At 63.6% G+C, this 13,624-nt stretch carries 14 protein-coding genes; 9 read left to right on the top strand and 5 right to left on the bottom strand.

What is annotated here, in order from left to right; all coding sequences use genetic code 11:
* Window positions 1-210: 210 nt before the first annotated feature.
* The 8 genes from paoA to V1278_RS35400 all read left to right on the top strand — a co-directional run bounded on the left by paoA (window position 211) and on the right by V1278_RS35400 (window position 9,817).
* The gene (gene paoA / locus V1278_RS35435; RefSeq protein WP_334383888.1) at window positions 211-861 is read left to right on the top strand and encodes an aldehyde dehydrogenase iron-sulfur subunit PaoA; all 651 of its coding nucleotides are present in this window, start codon (window positions 211-213) and stop codon (window positions 859-861) included.
* Complete coding sequence (locus tag V1278_RS35430; protein WP_334383887.1) at window positions 858-1,808, top strand: FAD binding domain-containing protein; 951 nt, start codon at window positions 858-860, stop codon at window positions 1,806-1,808. Before paoA ends, V1278_RS35430 begins: the two co-directional genes overlap by 4 nt.
* Before the next feature lie 16 nt (window positions 1,809-1,824).
* Window positions 1,825-4,029, top strand: coding sequence for an aldehyde oxidoreductase molybdenum-binding subunit PaoC (gene paoC, locus V1278_RS35425; RefSeq protein WP_334383886.1), 2,205 nt, complete (start codon window positions 1,825-1,827; stop codon window positions 4,027-4,029).
* 155 nt (window positions 4,030-4,184) lie between these two features.
* Window positions 4,185-5,453 (top strand): lipoprotein-releasing ABC transporter permease subunit, encoded by a 1,269-nt coding sequence (locus V1278_RS35420; protein WP_334383885.1) that lies wholly within the window; start codon window positions 4,185-4,187, stop codon window positions 5,451-5,453.
* A 310-nt stretch (window positions 5,454-5,763) separates the two neighbouring features.
* On the top strand, window positions 5,764-7,182 hold the full coding sequence (gene thrC / locus V1278_RS35415) for a threonine synthase (protein WP_334383884.1): 1,419 nt from the start codon (window positions 5,764-5,766) through the stop codon (window positions 7,180-7,182).
* Complete coding sequence (locus tag V1278_RS35410; RefSeq protein ID WP_334366379.1) at window positions 7,179-8,468, top strand: M16 family metallopeptidase; 1,290 nt, start codon at window positions 7,179-7,181, stop codon at window positions 8,466-8,468. Before thrC ends, V1278_RS35410 begins: the two co-directional genes overlap by 4 nt.
* A gap of 22 nt (window positions 8,469-8,490) precedes the next feature.
* Complete coding sequence (locus V1278_RS35405) at window positions 8,491-9,078, top strand: GNAT family N-acetyltransferase (RefSeq protein WP_334383883.1); 588 nt, start codon at window positions 8,491-8,493, stop codon at window positions 9,076-9,078.
* A 100-nt stretch (window positions 9,079-9,178) separates the two neighbouring features.
* Window positions 9,179-9,817 carry a hypothetical protein gene (locus V1278_RS35400; RefSeq protein WP_442893704.1) on the top strand — a complete coding sequence of 213 codons (639 nt, stop codon included), beginning with the start codon at window positions 9,179-9,181 and terminating at the stop codon, window positions 9,815-9,817.
* A 293-nt stretch (window positions 9,818-10,110) separates the two neighbouring features.
* On the opposite strand, the gene V1278_RS35395 is transcribed toward V1278_RS35400, so the two are convergent.
* From V1278_RS35395 to V1278_RS35375, 5 genes are all read right to left on the bottom strand, one after another.
* On the bottom strand, window positions 10,111-10,596 hold the full coding sequence (locus tag V1278_RS35395) for a F0F1 ATP synthase subunit B family protein (protein WP_334383882.1): 486 nt from the start codon (window positions 10,594-10,596) through the stop codon (window positions 10,111-10,113).
* A gap of 4 nt (window positions 10,597-10,600) precedes the next feature.
* Window positions 10,601-11,164 (bottom strand): F0F1 ATP synthase subunit B family protein, encoded by a 564-nt coding sequence (locus tag V1278_RS35390; RefSeq protein WP_334383881.1) that lies wholly within the window; start codon window positions 11,162-11,164, stop codon window positions 10,601-10,603.
* Between the two features lie 56 nt (window positions 11,165-11,220).
* Window positions 11,221-11,451 (bottom strand): F0F1 ATP synthase subunit C, encoded by a 231-nt coding sequence (locus V1278_RS35385; RefSeq protein WP_016847054.1) that lies wholly within the window; start codon window positions 11,449-11,451, stop codon window positions 11,221-11,223.
* A 57-nt stretch (window positions 11,452-11,508) separates the two neighbouring features.
* Entirely contained in the window at window positions 11,509-12,264 is a 756-nt protein-coding gene (locus V1278_RS35380) for a F0F1 ATP synthase subunit A (protein ID WP_334366382.1), read from the bottom strand.
* A gap of 69 nt (window positions 12,265-12,333) precedes the next feature.
* The gene (locus tag V1278_RS35375; RefSeq protein WP_028348040.1) at window positions 12,334-12,705 is read right to left on the bottom strand and encodes an AtpZ/AtpI family protein; all 372 of its coding nucleotides are present in this window, start codon (window positions 12,703-12,705) and stop codon (window positions 12,334-12,336) included.
* Window positions 12,706-12,980: 275 nt separating this feature from the next.
* Here V1278_RS35375 and V1278_RS35370 point away from each other — a divergent pair, with 275 nt between their 5' ends.
* Window positions 12,981-13,604, top strand: a complete 624-nt coding sequence (locus V1278_RS35370; RefSeq protein WP_334366383.1) for a 2-hydroxychromene-2-carboxylate isomerase — start codon at window positions 12,981-12,983, stop codon at window positions 13,602-13,604.
* The last annotated feature ends 20 nt before the right edge of the window (window positions 13,605-13,624 follow it).

Genomic DNA, 13,624 nt, shown 5'->3' with positions numbered 1-13,624 from the left:
TGCCATCTAATAGAGCGCGCCTGTGGCCTCTAGATGTCGGGCCCGGCGTCGCTCGCACCGTCGCGCTCTATCAAACGTGAACGCCGGCCAGGAACAGCCGAAACGCGGCGCAGTTACAGGAGCGCAGCCGGATATTTCACGCGGGCAGCGGCAAAGACGCGCCCTACCTCGAACGTGATCCGGGCAAAAAAGCACAAACGGGAACACGACATGAAAAGTCCGAGCGACTTCGAATTATCGCGGCGTAAGCTGTTGGCGGGAAGCGCCGCATCGATAGCGCTGACGGCGGCGCCATCCATCGTCAATGCGCAAGTGCCTGCCGTGGAGGCTGCCGTCGCTGACGTCTCCGCCGTATGGAAAGTCTCCTTCACCGTGAACGGAGCGGCGCGCGGCCTTACGCTCGACCCGAGAACCACGCTGCTCGACGCGCTGCGCGAGCACCTGCATCTCACCGGCACCAAGAAGGGCTGCGATCACGGCCAGTGCGGCGCCTGCACCGTCATCGTTGGCGGAAGGCGGATCAATTCGTGCATGACGCTCGCCGTGATGCACGAAGGCGAGCGCATTACGACCATCGAGGGGCTCGGCACGCCCGAGAACATGCACCCGATGCAGGCCGCTTTCGTCAAGCATGACGGTTACCAATGCGGCTATTGCACGCCGGGACAAATTTGCTCGGCCGTCGCAGTGCTCGACGAGATCAAGGCCGGCATTCCGAGCCACGTCAGGACCGACCTGAACGCGCCGCCGCAACTCAGTAATTCCGAGCTCCGCGAGCGCATGAGCGGCAACATCTGCCGTTGCGGCGCCTATTCCAACATCGCCGAGGCAATATCGGAAGTCGCCGGGAGGCCCGCATGAGATCATTCACCTACGAACGCGCCCGCACGCCGGCTGAGGCTGCCGCTTCCGCGATGCGCAAGCCGGATGCCAAATTCATCGCCGGTGGCACCAATCTCCTGGACCTGATGAAACTCGAGATCGAGACGCCGGCCCATCTGATCGACGTCAACGGCCTTGCACTCGACAAGATCGAACCGACGCAAGAGGGCGGACTACGCATCGGCGCGCTGGTCCGCAACACCGATCTCGCCGCGGACACGCGCGTGCGGCGCGACTACGGCGTATTGTCGCGCGCGCTGCTCGCGGGCGCCTCGGGGCAACTGCGCAACATGGCGACGACGGCAGGCAATCTGCTGCAGCGAACGCGCTGCCCTTACTTCTATGACACCAACCAGTCCTGCAATAAACGGAAGCCCGGCAGCGGCTGTGCGGCGATCGGCGGCTTCAGCCGTCAGCATGCCGTCGTAGGCGCAAGCGAGGCCTGCATAGCGACCCATCCGAGCGACATGGCGGTGGCGATGCGCGCGCTCGATGCCACCGTCGAAACCGTGCGGCCCGACGGCGCGACGCGAACGATCCCGATTGCCGAATTTTACCGTCTGCCCGGCGATACGCCGCATATCGAAACGACGTTGATGCCGGGCGAGTTGATCACGGCGGTGACGCTGCCAAAACCTGTTGGTGGCAAGCAGATCTACCGCAAGGTGCGCGACCGCGCCTCTTACGCCTTCGCGCTGGTATCGGTGGCTGCGATCGTGCAGCGCGACGGAACGGGACGCGTCGCGCTCGGCGGCGTCGCGCACAAGCCATGGCGTGTCGAGGCGGCCGAGGCCCAGATGCCGCGTGGCGCCAAGGCGGTCGCCGCACAGTTGCTCGCCGACGCCAGGCCGACGCGGGAGAATGCATTCAAGGTGGCGCTGGCCGAACGCACGTTGGGCGCCGTGCTGGTTGAAGCGAAAGGCTGATCCGAAAGGTTGATCCATGAGATTCGAAACCCCTGCCACAATCAATCCGATCGACCAGCTCAGGGTGGTCGGTAGGCCCGCCGATCGCATCGATGGTCCGCTCAAGACCACGGGCACCGCGCGTTATGCCTACGAGCACCATGAAGGCATCTCAAATCCGGCTTACGGCTACGTGATCGGCTCGGCCATCGCCAAGGGCCGGATCACCGGTATAGATCTCACTGCCGCCAAGTCGGCACCCGGCGTGCGCGCTATCGTCACGGCTGACAATGCCGGCAAGCTCGGCAAGGGCGACCGCAACACTGCGAAGCTGCTCGGCGGTCCCGACATCGAGCATTATCACCAGGCGATCGCGCTCGTGGTTGCCGATACCTTCGAGCAGGCCCGCGCCGCCGCGGAGCTAGTCCGCGTCGACTATGTCCGAACTGATGGCGCCTTCGATCTCGCGGCGGTCAAGGACATTGCCAAGCCGCGGGCCGTGTTCGGCGGTCCGGCCGATACCGCGGTCGGCGATTTTGCCGACGCATTCGCCGCAGCGCCGGTTCAACTCGACGCCCGCTACACCACACCCGATCAGGCGCATGCGATGATGGAGCCGCATGCCTCGATCGCCGCCTGGAACGGCGACAAGCTCACGCTCTGGACCTCGAACCAGATGATCGCCTGGGGAGTGGGGGAAGTGGCGAAGACGCTGGACATTCCAAAGGAGAATGTTCGCTTGATCTCGCCCTTCATCGGCGGCGGCTTCGGCTCAAAACTGTTCGTTCGTTCGGATGCAGTGCTCGCGGCACTCGGCGCACGCGCGACCGGGCGGCCCGTGAAGGTGGCGCTGCCGCGGCCTTTTGTCTTCAACAACACCACACATCGCCCCGCAACGATCCAGCGCATCCGCATCGGTGCGGCCAGGGATGGCAAAATCTCGGCCATCGGTCATGAAGAGTGGTCCGGCAATCTGCCCGGCGGCAGGCCCGAGGGCGCGGTCGCCCAGACGCGGCTGCTATATGCCGGCGCCAACCGCATGACCGCCACGCGACTCGCCGAGCTGAACTTGCCCGAAGGCAACGCCATGCGCGCGCCGGGCGAGGCATCGGGCATGATGGCGCTCGAAATCGCGGTTGACGAAATGGCCGAGCGGCTCGGCATGGATCCAATCGAGTTCCGCATCATCAACGATACCCAGGTCGATCCGGAAAAGCCCGAGCGGCCGTTCTCGCAGCGCCGCCTCACCGAGTGCCTGCGGACAGGCGCGGAGCGCTTCGGCTGGACCAAGCGCAATCCGCAGCCGGGCAGGGTCCGCGACGGGCGTTGGCTGGTCGGCATGGGCGTCGCTGCCGCGTTTCGCAACAATTTGCTGACGAAGTCGGCCGCGCGTGTGCGGCTCGACAACAACGGCGTTGTAACCGTCGAGACCGATATGACCGACATCGGCACCGGCAGCTACACGATCATCGCGCAGACTGCGGCCGAGATGATGGGTGTGCCGATGGAGAAAGTGGTGGTGCGTTTGGGAGACTCGACCTTCCCGGTGTCATCAGGCTCCGGCGGACAATGGGGCGGCAACAACTCGACCGCAGGCGTTTATGCCGCATGCGTCAAGCTGCGCGAGGCGGTCGCGCAAAAACTTGGTTTTAACTCGGCGGAAGCGGAGTTCGCTGATGGTGAGGTTCGCTCGGGTAACCGCCGCGTGCCGCTGGCGCAGGCCGCGGGCGATAGCGGCCTCGGTGCCGAGGACGGCATTGAGTATGGCGACATCGACAAGAAGTATCAGCAATCGACCTTCGGCGCGCACTTCGTCGAAGTCGGCGTCGATACCGCCACGGCCGAGACCCGTGTGCGCCGGATGCTTGCGGTCTGTGCCGCCGGCCGCATCCTCAATCCGAAGACCGCGCGCAGTCAGGTGATCGGCGCGATGACGATGGGCGTTGGCGCGGCGCTGATGGAGGAACTCGTCGTCGACGAGCGCGCCGGCTTCTTCGTCAACCATGATCTCGCTGGGTACGAGGTCCCGGTTCACGCCGACATTCCGCATCAGGACATGATCTTCCTCGACGAGACCGACCCGATGTCGTCGCCGATGAAGGCCAAGGGTGTCGCCGAGCTCGGCATCTGCGGTGTGGCGGCGGCGGTCGCCAACGCCGTCTACAACGCCACCGGCGTCCGCGTGCGCGACTATCCGATCACGCTCGACAAGCTGCTGGAGGAAATGCCGGACGTCGGTTGAGCTTGAGCGAACGCGTATTGAACTTCGAGGCTCGACCCAGGGCATCCGCAAGGGAAGCGCCACCTGATCTGGCATGGCAGGAATATGGCGGTGGATGAGAACCATTCTTCAAAGCTAGCGCGCCAATCGTTCCAAAAACGCGCTATGAATGGACCATGGAGAATCCGCGCCCCCTGCCGTTCTCGGCATTCGAATGGCTGCTATCCGGGCGCTACTTGCGGGCGCGTCGCAAGGAAGGCTTCATTTCCGTTATCGCCGGTTTTTCCTTCCTCGGCATCATGCTCGGCGTTGCGACGCTGATTATCGTGATGGCGGTCATGAACGGCTTCCGCAAGGAGCTGGTGGGCAAGATCGTCGGCCTGAACGGGCACCTGCTGGTGCAACCGCTGGAGCAGCCGTTGACGGATTGGGAGGACGTCACCGAGCGCATCAGTCAGGTTCCAGGCATACGGCTCGCCGTTCCCGTGGTTGACGCTCCGGCCCTCGCATCGTCGGCGCACAACGCCTCCGGCGTGCTCGTTCGCGGCATTCGCTCCGACGATCTCAACAAATTGGCCGCGATCGCCGGCAACATCCAGCAGGGCTCGCTGGAAGGATTCGACCAGGGGCAAGGGGTCGCGATCGGACGCAGGCTTGCCGATCAATTGTCGCTGCGTGCCGGCGACAACATCACGCTGGTCGCGCCAGATGGCGCAGCGCGGTCGAAGGGCACGATGGCGCGGATCAAGCCGTACAAGGTTGCGGCGGTGTTCAGCATCGACATGTCGGAATATGATTCGGTCATGGTCTTTCTGCCGCTCGCCGAGGCGCAGGCCTATTTCAACCCCGCCGATGATGTGAGCGCCATCGAAATTTTTATCGACGGCAGCCCTGACCGGGTCGACAGCTTCCGAAGGCCGGTAGCTGAGGCCGCGGGACGGCCGGTGTTCCTCGTCGACTGGCGGCGGCGCACCTCGGCCTTCTTCGCCGCACTTCAGGTCGAACGGAATGTCATGTTCCTGATCCTGACCTTGATCGTGCTGGTCGCCGCGCTGAACATCGTGTCGGGCCTGATCATGCTGGTGAAGGACAAGGGCGGCGACATCGCGATTCTGCGCACCGTGGGCGCCTCGCGAGGGGCAATCATGCGGATATTCCTGATCGCAGGTGCTGCTATCGGCGTGCTCGGCACGGTGACCGGGCTGCTCGTCGGCATGCTGGTTTGCCTGAATATCGAAACGATCCGGCAATTCCTGTCCTGGCTGACCAATACCGAGCTGTTTCCACCAAAACTCTACTTCTTGTCGAAGCTGCCGGCGGAGATCGATTTTGGCGAAACCGCCGCCGTCGTGGCCATGGCATTGACGCTGTCATTGTTCGCGACGCTCTATCCATCCTGGCGCGCCGCGCGGCTCGATCCGGTCGATGTGCTCCGATATGGGTAGAGCGTTGCGCCGGAATGACGGTCCATCGTCGTCCCTGCGAACGCAAGGATCCATAACCACCGGCTTGCGTTGTTGAAGAAAACCATCGACCAGCGCACCCAAATGATTCCCGCCGCGGAGTATGGGTCCCTGCGTTCGCAGGGACGACCGCAGTTGCTTGGCGAGACCCGACCCCGCTCTTTTCGTCCACGAGCCATTTCCCCTTCGCCACAAAACCCATTATGGTGCGCCCTCGCTTCGCGCTTGGCGAAATCTAATTCATGACTAGTATCAAAGGCTTGGCATAGGGCTTGCGCCTTTGGAGGGTGGTTTGACGCGCTATATTTCGACGCGGGGGGAGGCCCCCGTCCTGGGTTTCTGCGATGTGATGCTGACCGGGCTCGCCCGCGACGGCGGCCTCTACGTGCCTGAGGTCTGGCCGCAATTATCGAGCGAGACCATCGCCTCCTTCTTCGGCCGGCCCTATTGGGAAGTTGCCGTCGACGTCATCAAGCCGTTTGCCGCGGGCGAAATTTCCGACGCCGATCTCGGCCGCATGGCGAATGAGGCTTATGCGACGTTCCGCCATCCCGCGGTGGTGCCGCTGAACCAGGTCAGCCCCCATCAATTCGTGCTGGAGCTGTTCCACGGCCCGACGCTGGCGTTCAAGGACGTCGCGATGCAGTTGATCTCGCGGCTGATGGATCATGTGCTGGCCAAGCGCAATCAGCGCACCACCATCGTGGTCGCGACCTCAGGCGACACCGGCGGCGCCGCGGTCGATGCGTTCGCCAATCTCGACAATGTCGACCTCGTCGTGCTGTTCCCGAACGGGCGCATCTCCGACGTGCAGCGGCGGATGATGACGACGACGGGCGCGTCCAACGTGCATGCGCTGGCGATCGAGGGCACCTTCGACGACTGCCAGGCGATCGTGAAGGCGATGTTCAACCATCACGGCTTTCGCGACGCGGTCTCGTTGTCGGGCGTCAATTCGATCAACTGGGCGCGGATCGTCGCGCAGGTGGTGTATTACTTTACGTCGGCGGTGGCGCTCGGCGCGCCCGCGCGTACCGTGGACTTCACCGTGCCAACGGGAAACTTCGGCGACATCTTTGCAGGCTACGTGGCGAAGAGGATGGGCCTGCCGGTGCGCTGGCTGCGCATCGCCTCCAACGTCAACGACATCCTGCCGCGTACGCTCAAGACCGGCATCTATGAAGTTCGCGAAGTTCACGCCTCCGCTTCGCCCTCGATGGACATCCAGGTCTCCTCGAATTTCGAGCGGCTGTTGTTCGAGGCGAGCCGCCGCGACGCCGACAGCGTCCGCCGGCTGATGGCCTCGCTAAAACAGTCCGGACGGTTCGTGCTGCCGGATGCCATGCTGGCCGCGATCCGCGCGGAGTTCGACGCCGGCCGCGCCGACGAGACCGAGACATCGGCCGCGATCCGCGCCGCTTGGCGCGAGGCCGGCGACCTTGTCGATCCCCATACCGCGGTGGCGCTGGCGGTCGCCGATCGCGACACGTCGGATTCGAAGATCCCCAACATCGTGCTGTCGACGGCGCATCCGGCCAAGTTCCCCGATGCGGTGGAGGCTGCGTGCGGCGTGCGGCCGCAACGGCCGGCCTGGCTCGACGGCCTCATGACCAAATCCGAACACATCACGGTGATGAAAAACGATTCAACCGAGGTGGAGCGATTCGTGCGCTCGGTCAGCCGTGCCGCGAAGCAGGGAGTTGCCGGATGAGCGTTGATGTCACCAAGCTGCCATCCGGCCTGACCGTCGTCACCGACACCATGCCGCATCTGGAAACGGCGGCGCTCGGCGTCTGGGCCGGCGTCGGCGGCCGCGACGAAAAGTCGAACGAGCACGGCATCTCGCATCTTCTTGAACACATGGCTTTCAAGGGCACCACGCGGCGCTCCTCGCGCGAGATCGTGGAAGAAATCGAGGCAGTCGGCGGCGACCTCAATGCCGGGACCTCGACCGAGACGACGGCCTATTACGCGCGGGTGATGAAGGCCGACGTAGCGCTGGCGCTCGACGTGCTCTCCGACATTCTCACCAATCCGTCCTTCGTGCCGGATGAACTCGAGCGCGAGAAGAGCGTCATCGTGCAGGAGATCGGCGCCGCGCAGGATACGCCCGACGACGTCGTGTTCGAGCACCTCAACGAGCTCTGCTTTCCGGACCAGCCGATGGGCCGGTCGCTGCTCGGCACCGCGAAGACGCTGAAGAATTTCGATCGCGACATGTTGCGCGGCTATCTCGCGACGCATTACCGCGGTCCCGACATGGTGGTGGCGGCCGCCGGCGCGGTCGACCACAAGCGCGTGGTGGAGGAAGCGGCGCAGAAATTTGCCAGCTTCGACGCCACGCCGTCGCCGAAGCCGCAACCGGCGATGTTCGGCAAGGGCGGCTCGCGCGTGGTACACCGTGACCTCGAACAGGCGCATTTGACGCTGGCGCTCGAAGGCGTACCGCAGACCGACCCGTCGCTGTTCTCGCTGCAGGTCTTCACCAACACGCTGGGCGGCGGAATGTCGTCGCGGCTGTTCCAGGAAGTGCGCGAAAAGCGCGGCCTGTGCTACTCGATCTACACCTTCCACGCGCCCTATACCGACACCGGGTTCTTCGGCCTCTACACCGGCACCGATCCCGGCGACGCCCCGGAGATGATGGAGGTCATCGTCGACGTCATCAACGACTCCGTGGAAACCCTGACCGAAGCCGAGATCGCTCGCGCCAAGGCGCAGATGAAGGCGGGGCTGTTGATGGCGCTGGAAAGCTGCTCGTCCCGGGCCGAACAGCTTGCGCGGCACGTGCTGGCCTATGGACGGCCGCTGACGGTGGAGGAGCTGGTCACCAGGATCGATGCTGTCTCCATCGAATCGACCCGCAACGCGGCGCACGCGCTATTGTCCCGCAGCCGGCCAGCGGTTGTCGCGCTTGGCAGCGGAAGGGGACTGGACACGGCGGTGTCTTTTGCGGAAGGATTGACGCAGTCGAAGGCGAAAACCCTTCTACATTGAGGTAGGGCTGGGGAGAGCGGGCATGGCCCTGTTTCGTTTGCCAACCAGCGGACCGGCTGCGCTCGTGCCGCGTGGCCACGGCCTCCTGCTGCGCGCTCCCCAGATGGCGGACTTCCCGCAATGGGCGCAATTGCGCGAACAAAGCCGGACCTATCTGACGCCATGGGAGCCGATCTGGCCGTCGGACGATCTGACCCGCGCCGGGTTCCGCCGCCGACTGCGCCGCTACGCCGAGGATATCGCCGCCGACCGCTCCTATCCCTTCATCATCTTCCGTGAGCGTGATGGTGCCATGATCGGCGGCATCACGCTCGCCAATGTCCGCCGCGGCATCGTGCAGGCCGGGACCATCGGATATTGGGTCGGCGAGCCTTACGCCTGCCGCGGCTACATGACCGCGGCGCTGCGGGTGCTGCTGCCGACGCTGTTCGGTGAGCTCAATCTGCACCGCATCGAGGCGGCCTGCATTCCCTCCAATACGGCGTCGATCCGGGTTCTGGAGAAGTGCGGCTTCACCCGCGAGGGGCTGGCGCGGCGCTATCTCTGCATCAACGGCATCTGGCAGGACCACCTGCTGTTTGGCCTGCTGCATGAGGATTTCCGCGGCTGAACCGTTGATTTCTAGGCCTTTTGGGTGCCTTGGGTTCGCCGCCATTGGGCTGCTATAAGGCCGCGGGAATAGACGATGATGGGGATGGCAGGGACGTCGCATGGGTGACAATCGTTTGCTCAGGGTAGCGATCGCGGCTGCGATCGCGGGGGGGCTGGCTTGCACGATGGCCACACCGGCATCGGCGCAATCGCTGACCGATCGTTTCAAGAGCCTGTTCGGGGGGAAGTCGGACGAGCCGGCCACAGACGCGCCTGCCGCGCCGGTACCGCAGGACACCGGTGACCTGACCTGTCCGCCGGTCACGGTGCGGTCAGGCGCTTCGACCTACGCCGTCGCTGCGCCCGGCAAGCAGCCGGTCGGCAACGACCTGCGGTTCCAGGCGACGATCAGCAAGATGGCCCGCGAATGCAGCGTCAATGGCGGCGTGATCACGGCGCGGATCGGCATTCAGGGCCGCGTCATCGCGGGTCCCGCCGGCGCGCCGGCTTCGGTCCAGGTCCCGATACGTGTCGCAGTGGTGCACGGCGGTGTATCTGAGAAGACCATCGCCACCAAGGCCTACCAGACCACGGTCAACATGACCGAAAGCGGCAGCGAACCGTTCACGCTGGTGGCCGAAGATCTCACCTATCCGGTACCCCCCGGCGCTGCCGGCGACAGCTACATCTTCTATATCGGGTTCGACCCGCAGGCCCTGAAGCCCGAGCGCCCAGCGCCGAAAAAGAAGAGGCAATAAGACCTCAAGCATGACGAATTAGATTTGATTGAAGAAGGTGCACTCCCTCTCCCGCTTGCGGGGGAGGGTTGGGGTGGGGGTGTCTCCGCGGGCGACACTGCCCAAGTGGAGAGAGCCCCACCTGGCGCTTCGCGCCGACCTAACAGCGAGCTTCGCTCGTCTCGACCCCGCAAGCGGGAGAGGTAAAGCGCGTCCGCGGCTAAAGTCATCTAACCAAAAATCGTCGTGCTCCAGGCAAACAAAAAGCCGGCGCGATCGTCTCGCGCCGGCTTTTGATCGATGGTGGAAAGCGCTCAGTTCAGCTTGGCGCGAACCTCGGCAATGCCCTTGGCGAACAAGTCGTCGGCAACCGAGCCTTTGACCGACTGCGACAGGATGGTCGAGGCGGCTTCGACCGCAGCGTTGGCGGCGGCGGCGCGGACGTCGGCCAGCGCCTGAGCTTCGGCAAGCGCAATCTTGCTCTCGGCGGTCTTGGTGCGGCGGGCGACGAAGTCTTCCATCTTGGCCTTGGCTTCGGTCGCGATGCGCTCGGCTTCGGCCCTGGCATTGGCGACGATCTCCTCGGCCTCGCGCTCGGCGCTGGCGCGGCGGGTCTGATACTCGCCGAGCAGCTTGGCGGCCTCCTCTTTCAGACGGCGGGCGTCGTCAAGTTCGGCCTTGATGCGTTCGCCGCGATGATCGAGCGCCGTCAGTACCGTCTTGTGGATGCCGAGATAGGCAAACAGCACCAGCAGGATGACGAAGGCGATCGCGACCCAGGTTTCCGGTTCGGTGAACATCGGTCTATCCCTTCAACGACGCATCGACGGCTTTGCTCACCGTCTTCTTGTCGGGCAGCACGCCGGTGAGCCGCTGGACGATCGCGCCGGCCGCATCCGCTGCGATGCCGCGGACATTGCCCATCGCAGCTTCCCGCGTCGCCGCGATCTGCTTCTCGGCGGCGGCAAGCTTGGTGGTGAGCTGGTCTTCCAGCGTCTTGCGCTCGGCTTCCGCGATCGCGTTCAGCTTCTCGCGGGTCTCGCTGCCGATGGCCTGGGCGCGGGTGCGAGCGGAAGCGAGTTCGGTCTCATACGCTTTCAGCGCTGCGTCCGACTCGTCTTTCAGCTTCTGCGCCGCAGCCAGATCGCCCTCGATCGCGTTCTGACGTGCGTCGATCACGCTTTCGACGCGCGGCAGCGCAAAGCGGGACACGATCACATAGAGCGCGACGAACGCGATGGCGAGCGACACCAGTTGCGAAGCAAACGTGCTCGACTCGAACGGAGGAAATCCTCCGCCGTGTCCGCCGTCGGCTTCGGTATGGGCGCCGGTGCCCTTGGCCGGGGTACCAGGACTTTTTTCAGCCACGGGGGTCTCCTGTTGCTGTCAGCGCGCCGCCCGGAGGCGGCGCGAGTGGGTGCAGCTCAGAGCGGAACGAACAGCAAGAGCAGCGCGATCAGCAGCGAGAAAATGCCGAGCGCTTCGGTCACGGCGAAGCCGAAAATCAGGTTGCCGAACTGGCCCTGGGCCGCCGAAGGATTACGCACCGCAGCAGCGAGGTAGTTGCCGAAAATGATGCCCACGCCGACGCCCGCGCCGCCCATGCCGATGCATGCGATGCCCGCGCCGATAAGTTTAGCTGCTGCCGGTTCCATTTCTATAGCTCCTTGAGGGGGTAAGACAAAGGTGTGGGTGGAAATTCCCCGGACCGCTTAGTGTCCCGGATGAATGGCGTCGTTGAGATAGATGCAGGTCAGGATCGCGAACACGTAGGCCTGCAGGAACGCGACCAGGAGTTCGAGCGCGGTCAGCGCTACCGTGAGCGCCAACGGCAGCATGCCGCCGACCCAGCCGAGCGCGCCGAGCGACACGCCGAGCATCGCGACGAAGCCCGCGAACACCTTCAGCGCGATGTGCCCCGCCAGCATGTTGGCGAACAGACGTACGCTGTGGGAGACCGGCCGCAGGAAGAACGACAGGATTTCGATGAACATGACCAGCGGCAGGATGTAGATCGGCACGCCGGAGGGCACGAAAATCTTGAAGAACTTGAAGCCGTTCTTGTAGAGCCCGTAGATCAGGACGGTGAAGAAAACCAGGAGGGCCAGCGCCGCGGTGACGATGATGTGGCTCGAAACCGTGAACGTGTAGGGGATAATGCCGATCAGGTTCGAGATGCAGATGAACATGAACAGCGAGAAGATCAGCGGGAAGAACTTCATGCCTTCCGCGCCGGCCGTGGAGCGGATCGTCGAGGCGACGAACTCGTAGGAGATTTCCGCGATCGACTGCAGTCGCCCGGGAACCAGTTGGCGTCCCGCCATGCCGCCGATCATCAGTAGCGAGATCACCGCTACCGAGAGGAACATGTAGAGCGAGGAGTTGGTAAAGGCGATCGTTTGGTTGCCGATATGGCCGATCGTGAAGAGGGGTTCGATATTGAACTGGTGGATCGGGTCGATTTTCATCCGCGCGGCTCTTTATCCACCGGCCTGGCCGGCAATCGAATTTCAAATGTCGTGACTTCCCGTCGATGCTCAGCGTCTGCGGGAAGCTACGCCTGCAGATCTCACCACGTTGACCACACCGGCGACGAAGCCGAGCAGCAAAAACACGATGAAACCGAACGGCGACGTCGACAACAAACGGTCGAACCCCCAGCCAATCGCCGCCCCGACGACAACGCCCGCAACCAACTCCGAGGAAAGCCGGAAACCCAGCGCCATCGCAGATGCTCTGGCAGCCCTGTCTCCGCTTTCAGTTCCGGGTTGATCAGTCCTGAGTTTCCGGCTGTCACGAATTTCGGACAACCGTTGATCCAGACTTCCGAGCCTTGCGGAAAGCGCAGCTTCGTCGGAAGACGGCTGATCGCGATTCCCACTTGCGTTGTCGTTCTTGTCTTCGGCCATGCCCAAGACTCTAAACGATGCCAACGGTTGATGGAAATTACGCCCGTCACCCTTGAAAGCCGCGCGGACCATACTTACCGCGTCTAATCAAGTCAAGATTACGCCGTAACCAGCTAGTGCCTTGATTTTTCTGGAATTATTCGAATGTCGCCTGCTGCCCTGCGGACCTGCGATCGCAGTGCAGCAGTATTGCCACAGGGATCGATCTTGCGCGGATTTGGGCGGTCTGCTGGGATGTCTCGAGCGAAGCGAAAATCCCCGTCCCTGGAACCCGCATGCCGCGTCAGGTCGATTACTATTTCTCGATCCAATCGCCGTGGGCCTATATCGGCCATCAGCCCTTTCGTGACCTGGTAAGTACTTACGATCTCAAGGTTAATCACAAGCCGGTGGTGCTGGTCGATCTGTTCTCGGAGACCGGCGGCTTGCCCTTGATGAAGCGCCATCCGGTGCGACAGCGCTATCGGATGGTCGAACTACAGCGCTGGCGCGACAAGCGCGGACTGAAATTCCACCTGCAGCCGGCGAGTTGGCCATTCAATGCGCGTCTGGCCGATGGCGTCGTGATTGCGGCGCTGGAGGCCGGCCTTGATCCTGACCGATATCTGCGACGGGCCTTTGCCGGCGTCTGGGAAGAGCAGCTCAACCTTGCCGATCCCGCAACGATTGCGAAACTTGCCGATGAATCGGGGCTGCCCGGCAAGCAATTGGTGGAGCGCTCGAGCTCGGAAGAAATTAGCGCAGCCTATGAGCAGAACCGGCAGGACGCGCTCTCGGCCGACGTGTTCGGCTCGCCAGTCTACGTGCTGGATGGCGAGGTGTTTTGGGGGCAGGACCGCATCGAATTGCTCGGAGACGCGTTGAAGTCCGGCCGCGCGCCCTATACCTCAAGGGTATAGGGGCGCGCCTTGAAAGCGCC

It is taken from the genome of Bradyrhizobium sp. AZCC 1577, from assembly GCF_036924575.1.
In the GTDB taxonomy this organism is placed as follows: Bacteria; Pseudomonadota; Alphaproteobacteria; order Rhizobiales; family Xanthobacteraceae; genus Bradyrhizobium.
This window is presented reverse-complemented; position numbering and strand designations above follow the sequence as displayed.

Coding starts and splice junctions, on each gene's coding strand:
- paoA (WP_334383888.1), top strand. CDS start 211: ATGAAAAGTCCGAGCGACTTCGAATTATCGCGGCGTAAGCTGTTGGCG.
- V1278_RS35430 (WP_334383887.1), top strand. CDS start 858: ATGAGATCATTCACCTACGAACGCGCCCGCACGCCGGCTGAGGCTGCC.
- paoC (WP_334383886.1), top strand. CDS start 1,825: ATGAGATTCGAAACCCCTGCCACAATCAATCCGATCGACCAGCTCAGG.
- V1278_RS35420 (WP_334383885.1), top strand. CDS start 4,185: ATGGAGAATCCGCGCCCCCTGCCGTTCTCGGCATTCGAATGGCTGCTA.
- V1278_RS35410 (WP_334366379.1), top strand. CDS start 7,179: ATGAGCGTTGATGTCACCAAGCTGCCATCCGGCCTGACCGTCGTCACC.
- V1278_RS35405 (WP_334383883.1), top strand. CDS start 8,491: ATGGCCCTGTTTCGTTTGCCAACCAGCGGACCGGCTGCGCTCGTGCCG.
- V1278_RS35400 (WP_442893704.1), top strand. CDS start 9,179: ATGGGTGACAATCGTTTGCTCAGGGTAGCGATCGCGGCTGCGATCGCG.
- V1278_RS35395 (WP_334383882.1), bottom strand. CDS start 10,596: ATGTTCACCGAACCGGAAACCTGGGTCGCGATCGCCTTCGTCATCCTG.
- V1278_RS35385 (WP_016847054.1), bottom strand. CDS start 11,451: ATGGAACCGGCAGCAGCTAAACTTATCGGCGCGGGCATCGCATGCATC.
- V1278_RS35380 (WP_334366382.1), bottom strand. CDS start 12,264: ATGAAAATCGACCCGATCCACCAGTTCAATATCGAACCCCTCTTCACG.
- V1278_RS35375 (WP_028348040.1), bottom strand. CDS start 12,705: ATGGCCGAAGACAAGAACGACAACGCAAGTGGGAATCGCGATCAGCCG.
- V1278_RS35370 (WP_334366383.1), top strand. CDS start 12,981: ATGCCGCGTCAGGTCGATTACTATTTCTCGATCCAATCGCCGTGGGCC.